At 72.2% G+C, this 22,733-nt stretch carries 18 protein-coding genes; 4 read left to right on the forward strand and 14 right to left on the reverse strand.

The annotated features are described in order from the left end of the window. Positions 1–39: 39 nt before the first annotated feature. From MQN93_RS44345 to MQN93_RS01700, 11 genes are all read right to left on the reverse strand, one after another. Positions 40–123 carry a putative leader peptide gene (locus tag MQN93_RS44345; RefSeq protein WP_309486338.1) on the reverse strand — a complete coding sequence of 28 codons (84 nt, stop codon included), beginning with the start codon at positions 121–123 and terminating at the stop codon, positions 40–42. A gap of 127 nt (positions 124–250) precedes the next feature. Further along, positions 251–823, reverse strand: coding sequence for a GNAT family N-acetyltransferase (locus MQN93_RS01655; RefSeq protein ID WP_242707974.1), 573 nt, complete (start codon positions 821–823; stop codon positions 251–253). A 17-nt stretch (positions 824–840) separates the two neighbouring features. Continuing rightward, positions 841–2,118 (reverse strand): hypothetical protein, encoded by a 1,278-nt coding sequence (locus MQN93_RS01660; RefSeq protein ID WP_016431917.1) that lies wholly within the window; start codon positions 2,116–2,118, stop codon positions 841–843. Positions 2,119–2,303: 185 nt separating this feature from the next. After that, the gene (locus tag MQN93_RS01665) at positions 2,304–3,593 is read right to left on the reverse strand and encodes a helix-turn-helix domain-containing protein (protein WP_016431916.1); all 1,290 of its coding nucleotides are present in this window, start codon (positions 3,591–3,593) and stop codon (positions 2,304–2,306) included. A gap of 294 nt (positions 3,594–3,887) precedes the next feature. Further along, positions 3,888–5,522 carry an acyl-CoA dehydrogenase family protein gene (locus tag MQN93_RS01670; RefSeq protein WP_242707975.1) on the reverse strand — a complete coding sequence of 545 codons (1,635 nt, stop codon included), beginning with the start codon at positions 5,520–5,522 and terminating at the stop codon, positions 3,888–3,890. Between the two features lie 385 nt (positions 5,523–5,907). Further along, the gene (sbnA, locus tag MQN93_RS01675) at positions 5,908–6,873 is read right to left on the reverse strand and encodes a 2,3-diaminopropionate biosynthesis protein SbnA (RefSeq protein WP_016431914.1); all 966 of its coding nucleotides are present in this window, start codon (positions 6,871–6,873) and stop codon (positions 5,908–5,910) included. 32 nt (positions 6,874–6,905) lie between these two features. Next, the gene (sbnB, locus tag MQN93_RS01680) at positions 6,906–7,961 is read right to left on the reverse strand and encodes a 2,3-diaminopropionate biosynthesis protein SbnB (RefSeq protein ID WP_242707976.1); all 1,056 of its coding nucleotides are present in this window, start codon (positions 7,959–7,961) and stop codon (positions 6,906–6,908) included. Then, positions 7,958–8,965: a TauD/TfdA family dioxygenase gene (locus tag MQN93_RS01685; protein ID WP_242707977.1), complete on the reverse strand. Its 1,008-nt coding sequence runs from the start codon at positions 8,963–8,965 to the stop codon at positions 7,958–7,960. The genes sbnB and MQN93_RS01685 overlap by 4 nt, the downstream gene beginning before the upstream one ends. A gap of 14 nt (positions 8,966–8,979) precedes the next feature. Continuing rightward, positions 8,980–11,070: a non-ribosomal peptide synthetase gene (locus MQN93_RS01690; RefSeq protein WP_242707978.1), complete on the reverse strand. Its 2,091-nt coding sequence runs from the start codon at positions 11,068–11,070 to the stop codon at positions 8,980–8,982. Positions 11,071–11,105: 35 nt separating this feature from the next. Then, complete coding sequence (locus MQN93_RS01695) at positions 11,106–13,544, reverse strand: Pls/PosA family non-ribosomal peptide synthetase (RefSeq protein ID WP_037780978.1); 2,439 nt, start codon at positions 13,542–13,544, stop codon at positions 11,106–11,108. A 30-nt stretch (positions 13,545–13,574) separates the two neighbouring features. Continuing rightward, positions 13,575–14,747 (reverse strand): heparan-alpha-glucosaminide N-acetyltransferase domain-containing protein, encoded by a 1,173-nt coding sequence (locus MQN93_RS01700; protein ID WP_242707979.1) that lies wholly within the window; start codon positions 14,745–14,747, stop codon positions 13,575–13,577. A gap of 677 nt (positions 14,748–15,424) precedes the next feature. On the opposite strand from MQN93_RS01700, the gene MQN93_RS01705 reads away from it, so the two are divergent. Further along, positions 15,425–16,570, forward strand: a complete 1,146-nt coding sequence (locus MQN93_RS01705; RefSeq protein WP_078516498.1) for a YihY/virulence factor BrkB family protein — start codon at positions 15,425–15,427, stop codon at positions 16,568–16,570. A 4-nt stretch (positions 16,571–16,574) separates the two neighbouring features. On the opposite strand, the gene MQN93_RS01710 is transcribed toward MQN93_RS01705, so the two are convergent. Continuing rightward, positions 16,575–17,417, reverse strand: a complete 843-nt coding sequence (locus MQN93_RS01710) for an NAD(P)H-binding protein (RefSeq protein WP_242707980.1) — start codon at positions 17,415–17,417, stop codon at positions 16,575–16,577. A gap of 80 nt (positions 17,418–17,497) precedes the next feature. Here MQN93_RS01710 and MQN93_RS01715 point away from each other — a divergent pair, with 80 nt between their 5' ends. After that, entirely contained in the window at positions 17,498–18,445 is a 948-nt protein-coding gene (locus tag MQN93_RS01715; protein WP_242707981.1) for an AraC family transcriptional regulator, read from the forward strand. Positions 18,446–18,455: 10 nt separating this feature from the next. After that, positions 18,456–19,136 carry a helix-turn-helix transcriptional regulator gene (locus MQN93_RS01720; protein ID WP_242707982.1) on the forward strand — a complete coding sequence of 227 codons (681 nt, stop codon included), beginning with the start codon at positions 18,456–18,458 and terminating at the stop codon, positions 19,134–19,136. Here MQN93_RS01720 and MQN93_RS01725 read toward each other — a convergent pair. Together MQN93_RS01725 and MQN93_RS01730 are read right to left on the reverse strand one after the other, a co-directional pair. Then, positions 19,125–19,520 (reverse strand): VOC family protein, encoded by a 396-nt coding sequence (locus tag MQN93_RS01725; RefSeq protein ID WP_242707983.1) that lies wholly within the window; start codon positions 19,518–19,520, stop codon positions 19,125–19,127. The two genes, MQN93_RS01720 and MQN93_RS01725, sit on opposite strands and share 12 nt — an antisense overlap. A gap of 153 nt (positions 19,521–19,673) precedes the next feature. After that, positions 19,674–20,711, reverse strand: a complete 1,038-nt coding sequence (locus tag MQN93_RS01730) for a LacI family DNA-binding transcriptional regulator (protein ID WP_016431903.1) — start codon at positions 20,709–20,711, stop codon at positions 19,674–19,676. Between the two features lie 324 nt (positions 20,712–21,035). Here MQN93_RS01730 and MQN93_RS01735 point away from each other — a divergent pair, with 324 nt between their 5' ends. Further along, positions 21,036–22,622, forward strand: a complete 1,587-nt coding sequence (locus MQN93_RS01735; RefSeq protein WP_242707984.1) for a carboxylesterase/lipase family protein — start codon at positions 21,036–21,038, stop codon at positions 22,620–22,622. The last annotated feature ends 111 nt before the right edge of the window (positions 22,623–22,733 follow it).

Consider the following 22,733-nt stretch of genomic DNA (forward strand, 5'->3'; position numbering starts at 1 on the left):
GCGTGCTGCGCGGGTGGCCGAGGGCCACGGTGGAGCAGGTCAGCTCGCCGGACAGATGGCGCTGGACATGCGGCCGAGGTCGACGTGCCGCCGACTCACCAAGGCAATTCCAGTTCCAGACATGACGAAAGCGTGGCACGGCAGTCTGGACACAGTCCAGCTTCGTCCACGATGCGGACACCCTTGTCCCGGAGTACGAGACAAGCGTGTCCTCGATCACATCGGCTGCGGACGGTCTTGTCCGCGCAGGTCAGACCGGGTATGCACCGGCCCACGGGCCGGGCGCGGACACCTCGGGCTGCTCCTCGACCTTGGTGTCGAAGAGCTTGAAGCCCCGGCGCTGATAGTTGTCCATGGCGTGCTCGCCGTCCAGGCTGCAGGTGTGCACCCAGACCCGCTTCGTCCGCGCGCGCCCGGGCCAGCGCTCGGCGAGGTCCCAGGCGCGGGCGGTGCCGCAGGACAGCAGATGCCCGCCGATGCGGCGGCCGCGGAAGGCGGGGATCAGCCCGAAGTAGGCGATCTCCACGACCCCGTCGTCCTGCGGGTCCAGCTCGATGTATCCCGCGGGCGTGCCCCGGTCGTAGGCGACCCAGGTCTCCGCGCCCGGCCGGTCCAGCTGCTCCTGCCAGCGCGCGTACGTCCAGCCCAGCCGGTCGATCCAGCGGATGTCACCGCCGACGGACGTGTACAGGAAGCGGCTGAACTCGGGGGAGGGCACCTCGGAGCGGACGATCCGCACGTCCCCCTCCGGCGCGGCGGCCGGCAGCAGGTCGGTCGGGGCGGTCTGCTCCAGGGACCAGGTGGTCACGGGGATGGTGGTCATGACCGCCAGGGAATCATCTACCCCAGAGATCTGTCGATCGAGTCCAGCGGCAGCGCGTAGAGCATCCGTCCCGACTGCGACCAGACCTCGCCGCTGTCCTCGGCGTAGGAGAGCGACCCGGCCCGTGCGGTCCAGCAGTGGTTCGACTCGTCCACCCCGCACCGGGTGGCCAGCGCCCTGCGGGTGCTCTGCCGCCACAGGACGCCGTGACCGTCCGGCTCGTCGGCCGGGCGGGCCAGATACCACTTCGAGCGGTACGACAGCACTCCGCCGACGCCGTCCGTCTTCGTCTCGTACGCCTGCTCCGGGACCGCGCGCCCCGCGGCGTCGGTGGCCAGCAGACCGGCGCGGACCGGGTCACCGCTGAACGCGTAGCGCCACAGCAGGGTGGTCCCCTCGCCGTCCGCCCGCACCCGCTCGCTCGCGACCAGGCTGTCCGGCGCGGTGCTGCGGTCCAGGGAGATCGCGCCCGGTCGCGCGCCGTGGCCGGTGAGGCGGTACGAGCCGATCGCGGGCAGCACGTACCGCGAGCCCTGCGCCGCCCAGCCGCCCTTCACCCTGCCGACCGCGCCGCTGTTCACGGTGGTCCGCTGGATGCGGTGCATGTCGTACACGTACAGCCCGTCGGCGGCGGTGACCAGCAGCTTGCCCTGGTACCAGACCATGCCGGAGACGGGGGAGGACAGGCCGCGGTAGTCGCGGCCGCCGTCGACCGGGACGACGAGCGAGGCCCAGGCGTAGGTGAGCCGGGCCGGATCGGTCGCGTCGACGACGGCGAGCCGGGCGCCGCCGGGCTTCGCCGACCGTCCGATGTCACGGCTCCAGCCGGACAGGATCACCCGGTGCTCGCCCCAGTGGCCGTCGTCGTCCGCGTCCCCGGACGTGGTGACCGCGCCCGCCCGCCAGCCACGGGTGTCGGCGGTGTCCCAGCAGTACGCGCGCGTGGCCGTCGGCGCGACGGGCAGCGACCCGTGCGCGACGGACGCGCAGTCGCCCGCACCGCGCAGCGAATGGTCGGGGTCGGCGAGGACCGTGCTCACGCCGACGGGCCTGCCCATCGCGGAGGAGAGCCGGTCGAGCGTGCTCTGCGGCACCTCGCGCTCCTGGAGCCGCAGCCCCGCGGCCGCCCGGTCGGAGGACGAGAGCGTCTTCAGGGCCCCCGGCCTGTCACCGACCGTGGCCTGCGACGCGCTGATCATCGTGGCGGCGGCGGTGAGCGCGAGGGCGGTCCCGGCCAGGGCGGCGCGCAGCGCTCGGCCCCGCTTCTGCCTGCGGTGTCGGCCACGTTGCTTCATACGTCCTCCCGAGGCGGGCCAACTGCGGCCATTGGTCCGAGCGTTGACCAAAGGAGCAGGTGGGGCGACCCGTAGTGGGATGCTACGGCAGTCGGGCCCGTCCGGGGACAAAGACCCTGCAATTATGCGGAAGATGGGCCCATGGGGTCACTCAGGGGGACGCCGCGGTCACGCGGCGGACACGATCAGGGCGCCTCGAACGGCGCGCGCACCCGGAGCACCGCCGGCGCCGTCGACTGCGGCAGCAGATCGACCGGAGCGTCCGGCAGCAGCAGCTCCACCTCCGCGTCCTCCGCGAACCGGTAGGGCCGGTGCTCCAGCAACCCCCCGAGATACCGGCGCACTCGGGACATCTCCGCGCGTACCGTCACTCTGCGGGCCGGGTCGCCGAAGACCTCATCGGCCAGGCCCGCCGCGCTGCAGCCGTCGCGGTGCAGCGCGAGCAGGTAGAGCAACTCGGCGTGCCGGGGGCTCAGTTCGTGCGTCCAGGAGCCCGCGCTCCCGGACACCGTCACCGAACTGCGGCGCGGCTGCGTCAGATCAAGCACGACCCGGGTGGCGCCGTACGGCAGCGGCTCCTCCGAGACCCGGATCAGCCAGCCCTCCCCGAGCGGCTCCACCGCGCACAGACCGAGCGCCGGCAGCCGTCTGCGGCCCGCCGACAGGGGCTTGGGCAGGGTGATCCGGCCGGTGTACGGCATCCCCGTCACCGCCGCCGTCCAGCCGTCCCGGTCCACCACCACGGCCCGGCCGCCCACCCGGGCCAGCGCCGGTGCCGCCACCGCGCGCAGCCGCTCCAGTGAGCCCAGATGCAGCTCCCGCAGCCGCGCCTCGGCCAGCTTGGCCACCGAGTCGACCCAGGCGAGGGTCGCCGGGTGCATCGTCTCCAGCGGGCCGCTGACGTCCACGATCCCCAGGAGCCGGCCGTCACGCGGATCCGTGATCGGCGCGCCGGTGCACGTCCAGGAGGTCTGCGAACGCACGAAGTGCTCGGAGGCGAAGACCTGTACGGGTCTGCGCACCACCGCGGGGGTGCCGATGCCGTTCGTGCCGACGACGTCCTCCCGCCAGTCCGCGCCGAGTTCGAAGCCGAGGTGGTCCGCCTTGCGCAGGACGGACGGGCTGCCCTCCCGCCACAGCACCCGGCCGTCCGCGTCGGCGACCACCATGATGTGGTGGGCGACGTCCGCGACCGAGAGCAGCCCCTCCCGCAGCACCGGCAGGACATGCCGCAGCGTCGTGGTCTCCCTGCGCCGCCGCACCTCGTCGGCGGGCAGCAGGCCCGAACGGCGGTCGTGCTCGGGGTCGATGCCGCTGCGCAGCATGCGCCCCCAGGACTGCTCGATCACCGGGCGGGGGGCGACCGCGGTGCGCTGCCCGGAGAGCCGGGCGGTGCGGACCTCGCTCAGTACCCGCGCGGCCTGGGCCGTGTCGACCATGGCGAGCTGCGTCACGTCCGTCGGCGGATGCGCCACTGGTCCTCCCGCAAGAAGGGCTCGGGACAACGGGTTCCCGTCGCGTTTCGGCCACGGAGTCCGAAGTCGTCCGCACTGTCCGTCTCATAGTGCCGTTCGGCGCTGACGGACGGAGACAGTCCAGCCACAGACAGCAGCAAGTTGCAACCCCTTGCAACCCTGGTGAACCGATCCCGGACTGTTTGAATATTGGGCAACGCCGTCCCGAGCGGCGTTCATGGCCTTGTAGGGGCCAGCTGGGCGGGGGTGATGCCGTGTCGGCGCAGCATCACCCCCGCAACGCATCCGCCCAGCTCAGGCCATCGGCCGGGCGCGCTCCACGATCGACGCCAGGTCCAGGGTGTGCGGCAGCGTGCCGAACGCGGAACCTCCGTCGCCGCCCAGCCGCGAGGCGCAGAACGCGTCGGCGACCTCCGGTGGCGCGAACCTGACGAGCAGGGAGCCCTGCAGCACCAGCGCGAGCCGTTCCGTCAGCCGCCGCGCGCGTCCCTCGATGCCATCCAGGTCGGCCAGTTCGGTCAGCAGGTTCTTGATCGCGGCGTCCAGCCGGTGGTCGGCGCCGCGGGCCCGGCCGACCTCCTGGAGGTAGGCGTTCAGGGCCTGCGGCTCCCGCTGCAGCGCGCGCAGCACGTCCAGTGCCTGGACGTTGCCCGCGCCCTCCCAGATCGAGTTGAGCGGCGACTCGCGCACCAGCCGGGGCAGGCCCGACTCCTCCACGTAGCCGTTCCCGCCCAGGCATTCGGCGGCCTCGACGACGAGCGGGGCGCAGCGCTTGGTCACCCAGTACTTGGCGGTCGGGACCGCGATCCGCAGCAGCGCGCGCTCCTGCTCGCCGCCGTCGTCGTAGGCGGCGGCCAGGCGCAGTGCGAGGGTGGTCGCCGCCTCGGACTCCAGGGCCAGGTCGGCCAGAACGTTGCGCATCAGCGGCTGGTCGGCCAGCTTCGCGCCGAACGCCTCCCGGTGGGCGCAGTGGTGCACGGCCTGCGCCACCGCCTGCCGCATCAGACCCGCGGAGCCCAGGACGCAGTCGAGCCGGGTCGCGGCCACCATGCCGATGATGGTCCGCACCCCGCGCCCCTCCTCCCCGACCCGGCGCGCCCAGGTGCCGTCGAACTCGACCTCGGCGGAGGCGTTGGAGCGGTTGCCGAGCTTGTCCTTGAGCCGCTGGAGCAGGAAGACATTGCGGGTGCCGTCCTCCAGCACGCGCGGCACGAGGAAACAGGTGAGGCCGCCCGGCGCCTGGGCGAGCACCAGGAACCCGTCGGACATCGGCGCCGAGCAGAACCACTTGTGGCCGGTCAGCTCGTACGTCCCGTCCTCGGCGAGCGGCCGTGCGGCCGTCGTGTTGGCCCGTACGTCACTGCCGCCCTGCTTCTCCGTCATGCCCATCCCGAACAGGGCCCCGGCCTTCAGGTGGGCGGGCCGCAGCTCGCGGTCGTAGATCACGGACGTCAGGCGCGGCTCCCACTCGGCGGCCAGCTCCGGGTCCGTGCGCAGGGCGGGGACGGCGGCGTGGGTCATCGACAGGGGGCAGAGGTTCCCGGCGTCGACCTGCGTCCACACCACGAACGCGGCGGCCCGGCGTACATGGCCGCCGGGCCGGTTCCAGGCCGCGGTCAGGCCCGCCGCCACGCCCTTGCCGAGCAGCCGGTGCCAGGCCGGATGGAAGTCGACCTCGTCGATACGGTGCCCGTAGCGGTCGTGCGTCCGCAGCCGGGGCGGGCTCTCGTTCGCCTGCACGGCCCACTCCTGCAGCTGCGCGGACCCCGAGGCCCGCCCGAGCGCGCCCAGCTCACCGCCCACCTCGTCGAGCAGCCCCGGCTCCAGATGCCGCTCGACCGCCTCGCCCAACGCCCGATCGGCCCCGAAGGCGTCATAGCCCACCAGAGGCGGGACCTGATTGCTCACGGTGTGCGTACGCCAACCCATGCCGCGAAAGTACCCCCGCCCCCGCCCCACTCACACCGAGAACCCACCCCACCCACCAGGACGCCACGGCAACGCCCCGGAGGGGACCGCATCGGGAGCGCCGGACGCCGACTGCGCGGGCCCGGCAGTGAGGACGTACGGCCTCCCTGGGGGCGCAGGTTGGTTGTACCGGCGGCGCGGCCCGCGGCCCCGCCCGGAGGCCTGCCGTTGCGGGACTCCCGCAGTGCCCCGAACGGGCCGTGCCCCCGGGCGCCGACCCGGCAGGCCTCGCGGGCCCGGCCCGGCCGATCACGCCGGTGCCGGACCCGGTCGGCCGCGTAGACCCGGTGCCGGACGATCACGCGCTCCCGGCGCCGGACGATCACGCGAGCCCGGCGCCGGGCCGTCACGCCAGTCGTGCCATAGCCGGCTCCGGTTCCATCGCGTCCGCCGGCCAGCCTTCTCGGTAGACCGTGTCCAGGTAGCGTTCGCCCAGGTCCGGGGCGATCGCCACCGATGTCAGGCCCTGGTGGCCGTGTTCGGCGAGCCATTGGCCGGCGCCGCTGATGACGGTTCCTGTCGAGCCGCCGAACATGAAGCCGCGGGCGGCCAGGCGGCGGCAGGCGAGGATGGCGTCGCTCTCCTCGACGCGGACCAGGTCGTCCACGTACGACTCGTCGAGCAGGGACGGCGGCACGCTCATGCCGAGCCCCGGGACCATCCGCCGCCCGGGCGGCATGCCGAAGCTCACCGAGCCGACGGTGTCGATGGCCACGATGCGCACCCGGCGCCGCCGCTGCCAGAACCAGCGGGCGCAGCCCATCAGGGTGCCGGTCGTGCCGGCCCCGACGAACAGGACGTCCAGGTCCGGGAAGCGACGTGCGATCTCCGGTGCGGTCGTACGGAAGTGCGCCCGCCAGTTGCCCTGGTTCTGGTACTGGTTGAGCCATACGTACCTGTCGTCGGAGGCGCACAGCGCGTTGACGTACGCCATCCGCGCCCCCAGGAAGCCCCCGAGGGAGTCGGGTTCGTCGATGACGTGCACCTGGGTGCCCAGCGACTCCATCAACCGGATCGTCGGCTTGTTGCAACGCGCGTCGGTCACGCACAGAAACCGGTAGCCCCGGCTCGCCGCGATCACGCTGAGCGCCACCCCCAGGTTCCCCGACGAGGACTCCACCAGCACCGAGCCCGGCCGCAGCCGCCCCTCGCGCTCGGCCGCGTCGACCATCTCGGTCGCCGCCTTGAGCTTGATGGACCCGGCGAAGTTGAAGCCCTCGCACTTCAGGTACAGAGGCAGCCCCAGTGCGGCCCGAAGGTCGACATAGAGCTCCTCCTCGTTGAACTGAACAGGATCAGAAATGACGGGCATGATGCCCCCCTCCTCATGCGCCACGGGCCGGATCAGCCGTGCCTTCGCAGCTCGTGGAAGAACCCGTCGACGACGTGCAGCCCGCCCCTACGGGCCACCTCGTCGTGGACGAACTTGCCGACCGCCAGGTCGAGCACCCCCAGTCCGAACGGCGAGAACACCACCGTCCGGTCACCCGGAACGGACACCCGCCCGGTCAGTACGTCGTTCAGCGTGCCGTCGAGGAACTCCCGGCTCCCCGTGAGCTGTTCGGTCAGATGCGGCGACGTCTGCGCCTTCAGGCAGTGCTCGACGTCGTCGACGAAGTTGGCCGACGCGAGCAGGATCGCCGGATCCAGGTCGCGCAACGACACATGCAGCACCAGCGGGTGGTGGTCGAACCACGACCCGTCGTCGATGTACGGCGTCGCCGCGACCGTCGCGAACACCAGCAGATCGCTGGAGCGGACCAGGCTCTCGGCGTTGTCGTGCACCGTGAACCGTCCCTTGGCGCCCGAGCGTTCCAGGTAGCCGCAGAAGCCCGCCGCGCTGTCGGGAGACAGGTCGTACACGCCCGTCTCCTCGAACTCCCAGCCCGTGCCGGTGAGATGGGTGTGGATATAGCGGGCGATCAGACCGGTCCCGACGAACCCGACGCGCACCGGCCGCTGCCGGGTCCGGCTCAGCCGGTCCGCGGCCAGCGCCGCCGAGGACGCCGTGCGCGTCGCGCTGATGACCGAGCTCTCCAGGCACGCGAACGGATAGCCGGTCTCCGGGTCGTTGAGGATCAGCACGGCCGACGCCCGCGGCAGCCCGGACTTCGTGTTCTCCGGGAAACTGGAGATCCACTTCAGCCCGTCCACCCGCAGCTTCCCGCCGAGCGAGGCGGGCAGCGCGATGATCCGCGACGAGGGACGGTCCGGGAAGCGCAGGAAGAACGACGGCGGATTGATCGCGTCGCCCGCCCCGTGCAGCCGGTACACGGCCTCGACGAGCTCGGCGATCTCCGGCTCGCGGCCCGCCAGCACCTGCTGCACCTGCTCGCCGGAGATCACTGCGAACGGCGGTGCGGCCAGGGCGCCTTGAGCGGCACTGTCAGTGGTCGTCATGCGGTCCTCACTTCGATGGTCGGCGCGCAGTCCGTCAGCCGGACCGGTTCGCCGAGCGCGGCCAGCACCTCACGTGGCCCCTCGAAGGGCTCCCTGCTGTGCGAGGTGCGGATGTTGTCGACGAGCAGCAGGTCACCGGAGTGCCACGGCTCGCGCAGGGTGTGGGCGTCGTAGACCTCGTTGATGGTCGCCACGACGCCCTCGTCGAGCGGATCGCCGTTGCCGAAACGGGTGTTGAAGGGCAGCCCGTCGGAGCCGTAGACGTCGACCAGGTACTCGCGCACCTCGGGGTCCATCGTCCACTCGTTGAGGAAGGCGATCTGGTTGAACCAGCAGCGGCGGCCGGTCACCGGGTGGTGCAGCACGGCGCTGCGGTGCTGCCGGGTGCGCAGCGAGCCGTCGTCCTGCCACGCGAACTCGATGGCGTTCGCCCGGCAGTAGTTCTCGACGGCGGTGCGGTCGTCGGTGCCGAAGGCCTCGGCGACCGACGCGCCGATCTCGTCGTTGTACGTCCGGGTCAGCACCCAGCCCTCCCGTTCGAACCGCTCGACCAGAGGGGCCGGCAGCGCGTCGAGGACCGTCGGGCTGTCGGCGACCGCGGTCGCGCCGCCCTCCTCCGGTGCCACCAGGCAGGCGTACTGCAGAAGGCCAGGGAACTCGAGCCCGTAGCTCAGCTCGTGGTGCATGCACATCGGCTGGTTGGCGGGCCACTTGGAGGACGAGTACACGCCCTCGGCGTAGACGCGGCGCGGCGCGAAGGGCTCCCGGTCGGCCAACAGGCGGTCGCTCGACACGTGCCGGAACACCTCCTCCGTGACGCCGGGTCCGTCCAGGCCCAGGCCGCGCACGAGCAGGCTGCCGTGCTCGGCGACCGCGGCACGCAGCGCGCCGCGGTGTTCCGCGGCCCAGCCGGCCGCGTCGCCGTCGGACTTGGTGTGCAGGATCGGCGGCCGGCCCGGGGCCAGTTCGATGTCGGACAGAAGAGCTGGGGATGCGTGCGACATGGCACTGGTTCCTTTCAGTGGCGCTGGTCCAGCAGCCCCGCCAGATCGGCGAGGACCGGGTGGCGGGTGACGTCCTTGAGGGTGATCGCCCGGTCCAGGGCGATCGCGAGCTTCACGGCGGACAGCGAGGTGCCGCCGCGGTCGAAGAAGTGGTCCCGGCGGCCGATCCGGTCGGCGCTCACGCCGAGCACCTCGGCCCAGGCGGCGGCCAGCCGCCGCTCGGCGGGCGTGTCGGGCGCCTCGGAGTCCGCGGGGTCGAGCTGTTCGGCCAGCGCGGTCAGCGTCTTGCGGTCGATCTTGCCGTTGGCGGTCAGCGGCAGCCGCTCGCGCCAGTGCACGACCGCGGGGACCATGTACGAGGGCAGCGAGGCGGCCAGCTTGTTCTGCACCTCCTCGGCGCCCACCGGCTCGTCGCCGGTGCAGAACGCCACCAGCTGTTCCGCCCGTACGACGACCGCGCCGTCCCGCACACCGGGCACCCGCAGCAGCGCGTTCTCGATCTCGCCGATCTCGACGCGGAAGCCGCGGATCTTGATCTGGCTGTCGCGGCGGCCGAGGAACTCCAGCTTCCCGTCGGGCAGCCATCGCCCGTGGTCGCCGCTGCGGTACAGCCGCTCGCCGGGCCGGTAAGGGTCCTCGCCGAAGGCGGCCTTCGTGCGCTCGGGGTCGTTGACGTAGCCACGGCCCACGCAGACACCGGAGAAGACGATCTCGCCGGGTGCGCCGAGCGGCACGGGCTGCAGGTCCGCGTCGACGACGTACACCCGTACGTTCGCGATCGGCGGCCCGAGCGGTACCCGCTCCTGGTCCGGCACCCGGTCCATGACCTCGTGGTTGGTGTCGTCCGAGGTCTCGGTCAGGCCGTAGGCGTTGACGAGGCGGATCCCGGGCATCGCGTCGAACCAGCGCTGCACCAGCTCCTTCTTGACCGCCTCACCGGTGACCGACACACAGCGCAGGTCGGGCAGTTCGCGCGGCCGCTGCTCCAGTTCGGCCAGCACGGCCTCCAGATACGACGGCACGATCTGCAGGACGTTCACCCGGCCCTGCGCGATCGTGTCCACGAACCGCGGCACGTCCAGGATCGTCTCCTGCCCGACCAGCAGCGTCCGCCCGCCGACGAGCAGCGCGGAGACCAGCTGCCACAGGGAGATGTCAAAGCACTGCGGGGCGGTCTGCGCGACCGTGCGCCCGGCCCCGACCCCCAGGTCGTCGATCTTGGCGAGGACGTGGTTGAGGAAGCCGGCGTGCTCGCACATCGCGCCCTTGGGCTCACCGGTGGAGCCGGAGGTGAAGTAGATGTAGGCGAGTTGTCCGGGCCCGACGGGCACACCGAGGTCGTCGTCGGCGTGGTCCTCCGCGTAGGCGTCGGCCACGAACAGCGTGCGGGCGGCCTGGTCGACATGGCCGGCGCTCCCGTGCTCGGTGAGCACGAGGTCGCAGCCGGCCCGGCCGAGGGTGGTCGCGATGCGGTCGGCCGGGAAGTGCGGCTCGATCGGCAGATAGACGCCGCCCGCCTTGAGGACGCCGAGCACGGCGGCCAGCCAGTCGAGGTTGCGCTCCATCACGACCGCGACGACGCCCTCGCCGCTCAGCCCGCGCGCCAGCAGCGCCCGGCCGATGCGGTTGGCACGGGAGTTGAGCTCCCGGTACGTCCACTCCCGCTCCTCCTGGACCGCGGCCACCGCGTCCGGGTGCAGCAGCACCCGCTCCTCGAACAGCTCGTGCACGCGCCGGTCCGGCAGCGTCCGCTCGGGTCCCGCCAGCTCCTGCAGCTGGAACCTGATCTCCTCCTCGGACAGCAGGCTGGAGCGCTCGGGCTGGGCCAGCGCCGTGAGGTGGTAGCCGGCGATCCGGGCGGCGGCACCGGCGTCGAGCACGTCGGTGCGGTAGCGCAGGCGCAGTGTGCGGCCGGTGACGGCGACGTGCAGGGCGCCGTCCTCGGGCCCGGCCGTCACCTCGTCCTCGCCGGACAGTGCGGCGAGCACCCGGGTGTGCGCGGCGGCCAGCGCGGCCGCTGTGCCGGGTACGCCGTCCGGCAGCGGGACGTCGTACTCCGCGACGCCCACGACCGGGTCGAGCGTCCAGTGCGGAATGGTTTCCATCGGTGGTTCCCCCCTGTGTTTCCTTGCGTTCGTGGTCACGCGTGCCGCGGCGCGACCGCCGGGTTCCCGCCCCAGTGCGTCCCCGGGGGCATCTCCTCGCCCTTCATCAGGAAGGAGTCGGGCGCGAGGACCGCGCCGTCGCCCATGGAGACGCCGTAGTGCACGAGCGCTCCGGTGCCGAGCGTGCAGCCGGCGCCGATCGTGATGTGGTCGGACTTGAAGGTGCCGTCCTCCTGCGAGTGGGCCTGCACCTTGGTGTGGGCGGCGAGGGTGCAGTCGTCGCCGATCGCGGAGAGCGTGCGGTCGGTGATGTAGCAGCCGTCGTCGAAGACCCGGCGACCGATCCGTACGCCCAGCAGCCGCCACACGAACGTCTTGAACGGCGTCCCGTTGAACACCTCGAGGTGGTGGTCGGGCACCTTCCACAGGCGCTCCACCCACCAGAAGTGCGGGTCGTAGATCGAGACCAGCTGTGGCTTCAGCGGCCGGAAGCGGGTGATCATCCGCTCCACCAGGACGTAGTAGCCGGTGCTGAACAGCAGGCCCACGAGCAGGGACGCACCGATCACCAGTCCGCCCGTGGCGCCCTCGGCGCCGTACAGGTCGAAGGCGGCGAAGCCGAGCACGCTGAGGGCGAACCAGTGCAGCCAGCGCACGAACAGGAACAGACCCATCGAGCGCAGGTTGTAGCGGTTCTTCAGGGCCAGCCGGCGGCGCAGCTCGTCGCCCTCGCGGTAGTGGTCGAAGCGGCTGTCGCGCTCCACCGAGCGCGGGATCTCGAAGGCGGGCGAGCCCAGCAGGCCCACGTTCTCGCGCACCTCGCCGTCCAGCGGGACCATGACCTTCGTCGCCAGCAGGACGTTCTCGCCGGTGCGGCCGCCGCTGGGGTAGGCGATGTGGTTGCCGAGGAAGCTGTGCGCGCCGATCGTCGCGCGGGAGACCCGGAAGGACGTGCCGGAGAAGTCGGCGTTCACGACGGACAGTCCGTCGGCGACCATCGTGCCGCTGCCCACGGTCACCAGGTGCGGTGTCTCGTGCTGCACCTCGGTGCCGAAGTTGGAGCCGGTCTGCTCGACGTGCGAGAGGTCGTACCCGATGGACCTGAGGTAGTGGACGATGTACGAGCTGTCGCCGAAGAGCCACTTGAAGAACTTGATGTTGCTCATGCGGGCGATCGCGCGCTGCACCGAGTAGTGGAAGCCGTAGAGCGGATAGACCGTGTCGGGGCGGAGCATCCGGCCCAGCAGGCGCGGCAGCACCGCCACGGAGAGGAAGCCGGCGACCATGAAGGCCGCGTAGGCCGCCAGCGAGAAGCCCAGGGACTCGCCGTAGAACGCGGCCGAGCCCAGGTCGTGGGAGGACGGGTCGAGCAGCGTGCCGAGGGCGGGAACCACCGTCAGCAGCAGATAGGTTCCGCCGAGGCCGACGGGGACGTAGACGATCAGCATCGGCAGCAGTCCGCCGAGGCCGTACAGGACCCGGCGCAGGGTGGTGACCCGGGCCGGGGGGATGCGGACGTAGTCGACGTCCGTGCGTACGGCGGGCGAGCCGTGCCAACGCTCGCCGGCCGGGACCGACGCCTCGCCGTAGAGGGCGGAGGAGTGGCCGAGCTGGGCGCCGTCACCCATCGTCGTACCGATGTCGAGGACGGACTTCTCACCCACGTACACATCGCGGCCGAGCGTCACCCGGCCGGTGCGGATGCGCCCCGCGTGCGCCTGGTAGCAGAGGATGAAGGAGTCCTTGCGGATCACCGAACCGGCGCCGACCGTCAGCAGGTCGGTGCAGACCGGCACGGTGTGGGTCAGGATCGTGACGCCCTTGCCGATCCTCGCGCCGAGCGCCCGCAGGTAGAGCACGTACAGCGGGCTGCCGGTGAACAGGATCAGCGGGTTGGTGTGCAGCAGCGCCTTGACGGTCCAGAAGCGGACGTAGGCGAGGCTCCAGACGGGGAACTCCGTCTCCTTCCAGCGGCCCACCAGCAGCCACTTGGCGGTGATCGGGACGACGCAGGCGCCCGCGAACACCGAGGCGCCGAAGACCAGCGACCGCAGATAGATGTCGAGGACCCCGTCCACGGCGGAGATCCACTCGTAGCCCAGGCCCATGACGATCCCGGCGATCGCGCAGTACCCGGCGAAGACCAGGAACTGCAGCAGACCGCACAGGAGATGGCGCGGGGTGCTGCCGGGCTGCGGCGCGGGTGCCACCGGCGCCGGGGCCGCAGCGGCGGCCGGGGCCGTGTCGAGGGCGGCGGCCAGGCTGCGGATCGTCGGGTTGCCGTAGACGTCCTTCATCGACACGGACGGCAGGTCGGGTCGCTTGCGGACCCGGGCACAGAAGTGGGCCATCACCAGCGAGTTGGCGCCGAGATCGTCGAAGAAGTGGCTGTCGACCGGTATGTGGTCCCGGCGTACGACGCCGGCCAGGACCTCGGCCAGTACATTTTCGGTGAGGGTGTCGATTTTTCCCACCACGTCTGCTCCTTACGGGTTTTGCAGTCTTTACGCGCTTTGCGGCTTGTCCGGTTCCGTCGGTGACAGGCTTGTTGCATCACGGCCGAGGGCCGCTCTGCGCGCCCGTCCGGCCGCCGCCGCGACCAGGGCCTCAAGGGGGCCCCGGCCCGCCGTCCGCCGCCAACACATGGCGAAGAGGAGTGCGCCGGCGACCAGCGCGGCGCAGAGCAGATCGGGGGAGTCCTCGAGCGCGCCCGTCGCGAGGAACAGGACGTGCGCGCAGTAGAGGGTGAGCGGCATGCTGCCCGCCGCCGCGAGGGGCGCGAGCGCCGTGCGGCCGGGTGCGTGCCGGGTCAGGAGGAGGACCGCGCCGAGCAGCGCGGCCGCCGAGCCCAGGGTGTGCAGCATGTCGAAGGGTGAAGTGGAGTGCGGGGCGCGGGAGATCAGGGACCACCAGGTGGCGCCGTCGGGGGCGTCCCACAGGACCTCGTTGCGTGCCTCGGGCCAGGGTGTGTCCGTGAACTCCGCCCGCCACAGGTGCCACAGCCCGCCGAACCACCGCAGCAGCAGCGTGGCGGCGAGCCAGGTGCCGGCCGCCAGCGCGAGCCCGCCCGCCAGCAGTCGCCCGGCGACCCGCCTCGACCTCAGGTCCAGGCGTCCCGCCGCGAGCCCGGCGCACACATAGGCGGTCCAGGCGAGCACCGGGTAGTTGCCGTGGACGAGCAGGTCGGACAGGAGCCCCAGCGGGTCGGTGAACAGGTCCGCCGGGGTCGGATCGCCGTCGTAGGAGGGCATCGGCAGCACATCGCGCAGCAGATGCACGAGCACGGGGCCTGCGACGGCGAGGAACAGGGCGAGCCCGATCAGGGTGCGCGGATGCAGGCGCAGCAGCGGCAGGGCGCACAGGAACAGCAGGGCGTAGAAGACCAGGATCACGTCCACGTCCAGGCCGGCCGTGCGGGAGGCGAGGCCGAGCAGCAGTCCTGCGAGGCCGACGAGCAGGGCCCGGGTGGCGATCGCCGCGCGGGTGCCGCGGTCGACCACCGGTCGCCGCCCGCCCGTGGTGAACGCCAGTCCCACGCCCGCCAGCAGGGCGAAGGTCGCCGCCGAGCGGCCGCCCGCGAACATCCACGCCGGCGTCGGTGAGCCGTCCGCCGCGAACGCCCCGTACGCATGCACCGAGAACATCCCGATCAGTGCCAGCCCCCGTGCCGCGTCCACTCCGGCGATCCGCGGCGCGGCTCTGCCCGCGCCGCCCCGTCGAGCCCGTGGCGGCGTACGCGTCGATGAGTACGCAGCTGGCATGAAAATTCCCCCGAGAGAAATACGGCGGAACTCCGCCGGCTGTTCACGCCGGGACGGAATTCCAGAAGATTGGGATTCGAGTTCAGAATGGTGCTTGAGTGTGTGGAGTGGCCGCGTGAAAAATGGCGCAGGGCAGCACGGTGCGACCCGCACGGGTCCCATGCGGATCACGGGTAACGCGGCTGGATCGGGCCTTGGTCTCGGGCCCTCGAAGTCCCCCGTGTCGTGTGCGCCTGAGTCGTTCTCAGCATGCACGACGAATGCAATGCGAATTCTTTCGGAGAGTTCATGAACGGTTCAAGGCCGTTTCGTCCATTGGCGCGTTCCAGTCGCTGTGGAATGTATTGATCGCGACCCGGATTTCGGGTGCCGCGGCGCGCGACCGGGTAACTTCCCGAATGGGTGATACATGTGTGTGCATCGGTTCCGGTTGAACGGCGGAACAATCCGGCCATCGCGGACATGACACGACAATGGGTGGGAATCGCTCGGCCGGTTTCCGGTCCGTTGCCGCCCCGTTTCCGCCCGGGCGCCCCGACAGGCCGCGGGGCCGGGGGGTGAGTGCACCCCGTCACGGCGGATACCTTTAGGTCGTGCAGCCAGCAAGTGAATCCCCACAGGGCCCTTCCGGGCGTCTCCACCGGGCACGTGCCCTCTACCGGAACGTCTCGAAGCGAAGGACCGCCTGGCTGCTGCTCAAGGACACCGTCAACTCCTGCATGGAGTACCGCATCCTGGGCCTCGCGGCCGAGGCCGCGTTCTTCACGCTGCTGTCCGTGCCGCCGCTGTTGCTCAGCATGATCGGTTTGCTCGGCTACGTCGACGACTGGACCGGCGCGGACACCATCGCCAGCCTGGAGAACAACATCCTGGAGGCGTCCCGGACCGTCCTGTCCGACAAGGGCGTCTCCGAGATCGCCCAGCCGATCCTGCACGACGTGATGAAGGGCGGCAGACCGGACGTCATCTCCATCGGCTTCGTGTTCGCCCTGTGGTCCGGCTCGCGCGCCGTGAACGTCTTCATCGACACGATCACCGTGATGTACGGCCTCGACGGCGCCCGCGGCATCGTGAAGACCCGTCTGCTGGCCTTCCTGCTCTTCATCGTGGCGCTGCTGATCGGCTCGGTCGCGCTGCCGCTGATGGTGGCCGGACCGGACGCGGTGGTGAACGTCGTGCCCTGGTCGACGACCGTCGTGCAAGTGCTGTACTGGCCCGTGGTCATCGTCCTGTCGGTGGTCTTCCTGACCACGCTGTACCACGTGTCCGTGCCCGTCCGCTCCCCGTGGATCGAGGACGTGCCCGGCGCCCTGGTCGCCCTCGCGATGTGGGTGCTCGGCAGCTTCCTGCTGCGCATCTACCTCACCAGCACGGTCGAGGGCCCCACCATCTACGGCTCGCTCGCCGCGCCCGTCGCCGTGCTGCTGTGGATCGGTGTCTCCGCCTTCGCCGTGCTCGTCGGGGCCGCGGTCAACGCCGCGATCGACCGGGTCTGGCCGGCCGCCGCGACCGCCGCGGCCCGTGCCGCGAACGAGCGCATGCGCGAGGCACAGCTCGCCGAGCACGTGGCCCGCGCCGCCGCGGGCCACGAACCCGACCCCGAAGACCCCGACATGCCCTCGGAGTTCCCGGAGCGCTGGTCCCGCTTCCTGCCGCCGGAGGACGTCACCTCCCGGCTGCGCACCCATGTCAAGAGCACGCACCCGCCGCACACGGGACAGAAACCGGACGCGTCCTGACGCTTCACGCCTTCCAGGTGCCCGCCGCGGCCGCCTCCCGCGCGAAGTCCGTGAAGTCGCGCGGCGCACGGCCCAGTACCTCCCGGACGCCGTCCGTGAGACGGGCGTTGCGGCCGTCGAGCAGCCCCTCGAAGACCTCCACCAGGAACTCCGCCTCCTCCGGCGGCACCCCGAACCCGGTCAGCGCCTCGCCGTAGGCGCGCGCCGGGACCGGTGTGTATGTGAGCTCCGTGCCGGTCGCCTCCGAGATCTCCGCGACCGCGTCCCGGAAGGACAGCAGCCGCGGCCCGGTGATCTCCACCGCCCGCCGCACATACCGGTCCCCGGAGGTCAGCGCGGTCACCACCACGTCGGCTATGTCCCGTACGTCGATGAACGGCTCCCGCACCTCACCGGCCGGGAACACCAGCCCGCCCCCGCGCAGCTCGTCCAGCAGCGGCCCCTCGCTGAAGTTCTGCGCGAACCAGGCGGCCCGTACGATCGTCCAGTCCGCGCCCGAACCTCGCAGCGCCTCCTCGGTCGCCCGCGCCTGCTCCTCGCCGCGCGCCGACAGCAGCACCAGTCGCCGCACCCCGATCCCGACCGCCTCCCGCGCCAGGGCCCCGATGCCCTCGGTCGCCGCCGGGGAGCCGACGTCGGACGGATACATGAGGTACGCCGCGTCCGCGCCCCACAGGATCTCCGCCCAGGTCGTCGGGTCCTCCCAGTCGAAGCCCCGGGCGCGGGACGCGGCCCGCACCGTCAGGCCCGCCGCCCGTGCCGCCTGTGCCACCCGGCTCCCGGTACGACCCGAGGCACCGGTCACCACGACCGTCATCTTCTGCGTCTTCGCTGTGTTGTCCGCCATGCCTCAAGTCAACGGCCCGGCACCCCAAGGCCCCATGGCTGAACGGCTCATTCCCATGCGCGGACGTCTACGCTGAGCCCATGGACGCTCTCGCAGGCCTCCTCGAAGGCCCCCGCGCGCGGGGCGCCTTCATGATCCGTGCGTGCTTCGAACCGCCGTGGTCCGTGCGCATCGAGGACCGAGCGCCCCTGACCGTCATGCTGATGGTGCGCGGCGAGGCCTGGGTCCTGCCGGACGCCGCCGAGCCGGTGCTGCTGCGGCCGGGCGACCTCGCCATCGCGCGCGGCCCGGACCCCTACACGTGTGCCGACGACCCCGGCACCCCGCCGCAGGCGCTGATCCTGCCGGGCGCCGAGTGCAGCTACCCCGACGGGCGGTCGCTGAACGGCTCCATGGACCTCGGCGTGCGCAGCTGGGGCCATCGGCTCGACGGTTCCGCGGTGCTGCTGATCGGCACCTATCTGTGGCAGGGCGAGGTCAGCGGACGGCTTCTCGACGCCCTGCCGCCCCTGCTGACCCTCACCTCGGAGGTGTGGGACTGCCCGCTGACGCCGTTCCTCATGGAGGAGATCGGGCGGGACGAACCGGGCCAGGAGGTGGTCCTCGACCGGCTCCTGGACCTGCTCGTCATCGCCGCGCTCAGGGCCTGGTTCTCCCGCCCCGAGGCGGAGGCGCCGGCCTGGTACCGGGCGCTCGCGGACCCCGTGGTGGGCCGGGTGCTGCGGCTGGTCCAGGACGACCCCGCGCACCCCTGGACAGTGGCCTCGCTCGCGGTCAAGGCCGGGGTGTCCCGGGCCGCGCTCGCCCGCCGGTTCACCGAGCTGGTGGGCGAGCCCCCGATGACGTATCTGACCGGCTGGCGTCTGGCACTGGCCGCGGACGCGCTCCGGGACACCGACGACACCCTGGAGGCGATCGCCCGGCGGGTCGGCTACGGCAGCGCGTTCGCCCTGTCCAGCGCCTTCAAGAGGGTGTACGGCGTCAGCCCGCAGGAGCACCGGGGGCGGGCGGCCGAGGTGCGCGCGTAGGCTGGCCGGCGTGTACGTGGAGAGACCGTCCCGGCTGACCGGAGCGGTCGTGTGGCGCAACACCCCGGCCGAGGCCGGCGTCGGGCGGGTGCTGCCCGACGGCTGCATGGACCTGCTCTGGCACGAGGACCGGCTGCTGGTCGCGGGACCCGACACCCGCGCCTACGTCACCGACGACGCACCCGGCGTGTGGACCGGCGTGCGCCTCGCTCCCGGAACCGCTCCCGCACTCCTCGGCGTGCCCGCGCACGAACTGCGCGACCGGCGCGTCGCGTTCGCCGAGCTCCGGCCGGCCGCGGAGGTCCGCCGCCTCACCGCCCGTATGCGCGCCGCGGCCGAACCGGCGGGCGCGCTGGAGGAGCTGGCGCTGCGGCTGGCCGCCGACAGCGAACCGCCCGACCCGTTGCTGCGGCACCTCGTCGGTGCCCTGGGCCGGGGCCGCCCGGTCGCGGCCGTCGCCGACGAACTCGGGCTCGGCGCCCGCCAGTTGCACCGCCGCTCACTGGCCGCCTTCGGCTACGGACCCAAGACGCTGGCCCGTGTGCTGCGGCTGCAGCGGGCGCTGGCGCTGGCCCGGCAGGGGGTGCCGTTCGCGGACACCGCGGCCCGGACGGGCTTCGCCGACCAGGCCCATCTGTCCCGTGACGTCAAGGAGTTGGCGGGCGTCCCGCTGCGCGAGCTACTGCGCTAGCGGGGCGAACAGGTCGACGCCGTTGCCGTCCGGGTCGTGCACGACCGCGTACCGCTGGCCCCAGAAGGCGTCCCACGGCTTCAGCTCCCCGTGGTGTCCCGCCTCGACCAGCTCCGCGTACGTCGCGTCCACCTCCGCCGGGCTGTCGCAGCGGAAGGCGAGCCCGGTCCGGTAGCCGCCGGTGGGCGGCCGCCACCCCGCGTGGAAGGAGCGGACCGTGGCCTCGGTGTCGAGCAGCAGACGCAACCCGCCCGGCAGCCCGGCCTCGCAGTGCGGCTCGCTCTCGGCCCCCTCGGGGAACGCCAGGCCGAGCCGGCGGTAGAACGCGACGGAGGCCGCCATGTCGGAGACGACCAGTCCTACGGCATCGATTCGTGGAGTCATGCGACGACCGTAGGCGGCACGGGGGCGGCGGGTCTTGAAGGAATCGGACACGGTGGGCCGTGCAGCGCCTCCTGCGGAGCACGGCGGTCCGGCATCGCTCCCTGCGGCGCACGGCGGGCCGTGCAGCGCTCCCTGCGGATTCCCGGCGCACGCTCAACGCGTGCGCGTGCTCGCCCGTTCCACCAGTCGCGTCGACAACTCGGTGCGCGTGCTCTCCGGGCGGTCCCCCTCCATCATGCGCACCAGCAGATGCAGGGCCGTCGCCGCCATCTCCGCCAGCGGCTGGCGGATGGTGGTCAGCGCGGGGGAGATCCAGCGGGACTCGGGCAGATCGTCGAAGCCGACCACGCTGAGGTCGTCCGGGACCCTCAACCCCCGCTCGGCCAGGGCCTGGTACACCCCCAGAGCCATGTGGTCGGAGCAGACGAAGACCGCCGTCGGCGGCTCGCGCAGGTCGAGGAGCTCCAGCATCCGCAGGTGCGCGACGCTCTCGTCGAAGCCGGCGTGGCGGACGTACTCCGGGCGGTGGCGGATGCCGGCCGACGCGAGCGCCGAGCGGTAGCCGGCCACCCTGGTGGTGCTGCACATCTTGCGCTGGTGACCGGCGATGACGGCGATGCGCTCATGGCCGAGGGAGAGCAGATGCTCGGTCGCGGTCACCCCGCCCTGCCAGTTCGCGGCGCCCACCGACACCACGCCCTGCGGGGGTTCGAGGACCGGGTCGATCAGGACGTAGGGAATGCGGTGCTGGTCCAGCCAGGCGTACTGCGAGGCAGTCAGCTCGGCCAGGTTGAACAGCACCCCGGACGAACCGCGCGCGATCAGCTTGTCCAGCCAGCCGCGCTCCGGCCGCCCGCCGCGGGTGCGGGTGAGCCCCGCCGAGACCACCACCTCCAGGCCCGCGTCGTGCGCCGCCGCCTCCACGCCGTGCAGCACCGCCCCCGACCAGGAGCTCTCCAGGGAGTGCACGACCAGGTCCACCAGGCCCGGTGTCTTCGCCGCGTCGAACCGGGGCCTGCGGACATAGCCGAGCCGGTCCAGGGCCTCGGTGACCCGGCGGCGGGTCTCCGGGGCCACGTCCTCACGGCCGTTGACCACCTTGGAGGCGGTCGGCACGGACACCCCGGCCTCGCGGGCCACGACCGCCAGCGTCGGCCCGGCGGCCACGCTCGCACTCCCCGTGCGGACCATCGGGAACCACCTCTCCGGCCCGCCCGGGCCATGAAAAGTTTCGACCGGCATGAAGGCAGTAAGCGCTTCCCACACTAGGGAGACCGGCTCGCGACGGGAAGAGCCCGGACTTCGCGGCTCCTGGCGGTCTAGGGCTTTCGAAACTCTGAACGGCGAGATGGTCCCCAGGTGGAAGGCGCGGCGGCGAGGACCGCACTCGCCGTACGGACCGTGGCCGGGTCCCCCGACCGGCGGCCGAAACGCGCTCTGCACCGGAATACCGGCGCGCCCTGTGGTGCTCTGTTGTTCACGGTGCAGTAGCGCGGTGAGGAGGCTGATGGTCGTATGACGGCAGCAGTCCAGACGGATCCCGTGGTGAGGACGCCGTACGGCGACGTACGCGGCCGGTACGAGGACGGGATCGCGGTGTTCCGGGGCATCCCGTACGCGGCGCCCCCCTTCGGCCCCCGGCGGTTCAGGCCGCCCGTCCCGCCCGAGCCCTGGGACGGGGTCCGCGACGCGGGCTCCTTCGGGCCGACACCGCCGAAACCGCCGTATTCCGAGGCCTTCGAGAAGTATCTGTCGGACCCCGTCGTCCCCGGCGACGACTGCCTCAATCTGAACGTGTGGACCCCGGAGCCGGGACCCGCGGCCCGGCTCCCGGTCATGGTGTGGCTGCACGGCGGCGCCCTGACCAGGGGGTCCTCCGCCGTGCCGGTGTACGACGGGGCGACCTTCGCGCGCGACGGCGTCGTCCTGGTCTCGGTGAACTACCGGCTGGGCGTCGAGGGCTACGGACTCTTCCCGGACGCCCCCGCCAACCCGGGTCTGCGCGACCAGCTCGCCGCGCTGCAGTGGGTGCACGAGTCGATCGCGGCCTTCGGCGGCGACCCGGACCGGATCACCCTTTTCGGCCAGTCGGCGGGGGCGATCAGTATCGGGGCCCTGCTGGCCGCCCCGCAGGCACAGGGGCTGATACGCCGGGCGGTCCTGCAGAGCGGGCCGCCCGAGGCCTTCGAACGGGACAAGGTGCGCCGGATGGTGCGCCGCATGGCGACCCGGCTGAAGGTGCCCGCGACCGCCGCCGCCTTCGCCGAGGTCGACCGCGACCTGCTGCTGCGCGTCCAGGGCGACGTGGGCCGCCTCAGCAGCCCCGTGCTCGGGGGGCCCTCCTTCGGGATCGTCGTCGACGGCGACCTCGTGCCGCGTGATCCGCTGGAGGCCCTGACCGCGGGGGACGCTGCTTCGGGCGTCGACCTGATGATGGGCTGGACCAGCGAGGAGTACCGCCTGTGGCTGGTGCCCGGAGGTCTCCTGGAACGCGTCGACCGGCTGGGTGCCGTCGCCCTCGCGGGCGCCATGGCCCGCTGCCACTGCGGCACCGAAGTGCCGCGCGGCTACCGCACCCTGCACCCGGAGGCCGGCACCGCCGACATCGTCGGGCAGATCGTCACCGACCATCTGCTGCGCGTCCCCCTGCACCGGCTGGCCGACGCGCACACCGGCTCCTCGTACGTCTACGAGTTCGCCTGGCCCTCCAACCTCCCCGGCCTCGGCGCCTGCCACGCCCTGGAACTCGGCTTCGTCTTCGACACCGGCGACGTCCCGGAGTCCCGCAAGCTCGCGGGCGAGGGCGGGCCGCAACACCTGGCCGACGCGATGCACTCCGCCTGGGTCCGCTTCGCGACCGACGGCGACCCGGGCTGGCAGCCCTGGGACGACACCCACCCCGTCCGCATCTTCGACGCGGCCCCACCCCGCACCGCCTACGGCCCCCGCGACGCCGAACTGGCCCTCTGGACCACAGCCCCAACCCCCGAGCCCCAGCCGGTACCCGCAATGGCCCCCACTCCCACCCCACCGTCACGCACGACGGAGCTCCGCTCGGTGGTACGACGGTTGCGGCTGCCGGGGTCGGTCCGCCGGCAGTGAGCATGCGCGTGGGCGTGCGGGAGGGGGCGGTGCGATGAGGCGGCCGATCCGCCCTCCAGCCGTCCCTGCGTGTCCCGGTGTTGCGCTCGCGATGCAGGCGGTTCGACCCTC

Origin of the sequence: Streptomyces spinosisporus (assembly GCF_022698145.1) — a bacterium.
Taxonomy (GTDB): Bacteria; Actinomycetota; Actinomycetes; order Streptomycetales; family Streptomycetaceae; genus Streptomyces; species Streptomyces spinosisporus.

Bases quoted from the DNA above. Each gene is read 5' to 3' on its own strand.
- MQN93_RS01735 (WP_242707984.1), top strand. From the start codon at position 21,036: ATGACGGCAGCAGTCCAGACGGATCCCGTGGTGAGGACGCCGTACGGC.
- MQN93_RS01690 (WP_242707978.1), bottom strand. From the start codon at position 11,070: ATGGAAACCATTCCGCACTGGACGCTCGACCCGGTCGTGGGCGTCGCG.
- MQN93_RS01670 (WP_242707975.1), bottom strand. From the start codon at position 5,522: ATGGGTTGGCGTACGCACACCGTGAGCAATCAGGTCCCGCCTCTGGTG.
- sbnA (WP_016431914.1), bottom strand. From the start codon at position 6,873: ATGCCCGTCATTTCTGATCCTGTTCAGTTCAACGAGGAGGAGCTCTAT.
- MQN93_RS01725 (WP_242707983.1), bottom strand. From the start codon at position 19,520: ATGACTCCACGAATCGATGCCGTAGGACTGGTCGTCTCCGACATGGCG.
- MQN93_RS01730 (WP_016431903.1), bottom strand. From the start codon at position 20,711: ATGGTCCGCACGGGGAGTGCGAGCGTGGCCGCCGGGCCGACGCTGGCG.
- MQN93_RS01685 (WP_242707977.1), bottom strand. From the start codon at position 8,965: ATGTCGCACGCATCCCCAGCTCTTCTGTCCGACATCGAACTGGCCCCG.
- MQN93_RS01660 (WP_016431917.1), bottom strand. From the start codon at position 2,118: ATGAAGCAACGTGGCCGACACCGCAGGCAGAAGCGGGGCCGAGCGCTG.
- sbnB (WP_242707976.1), bottom strand. From the start codon at position 7,961: ATGACGACCACTGACAGTGCCGCTCAAGGCGCCCTGGCCGCACCGCCG.
- MQN93_RS44345 (WP_309486338.1), bottom strand. From the start codon at position 123: ATGTCTGGAACTGGAATTGCCTTGGTGAGTCGGCGGCACGTCGACCTC.
- MQN93_RS01710 (WP_242707980.1), bottom strand. From the start codon at position 17,417: ATGGCGGACAACACAGCGAAGACGCAGAAGATGACGGTCGTGGTGACC.
- MQN93_RS01655 (WP_242707974.1), bottom strand. From the start codon at position 823: ATGACCACCATCCCCGTGACCACCTGGTCCCTGGAGCAGACCGCCCCG.
- MQN93_RS01715 (WP_242707981.1), top strand. From the start codon at position 17,498: ATGGACGCTCTCGCAGGCCTCCTCGAAGGCCCCCGCGCGCGGGGCGCC.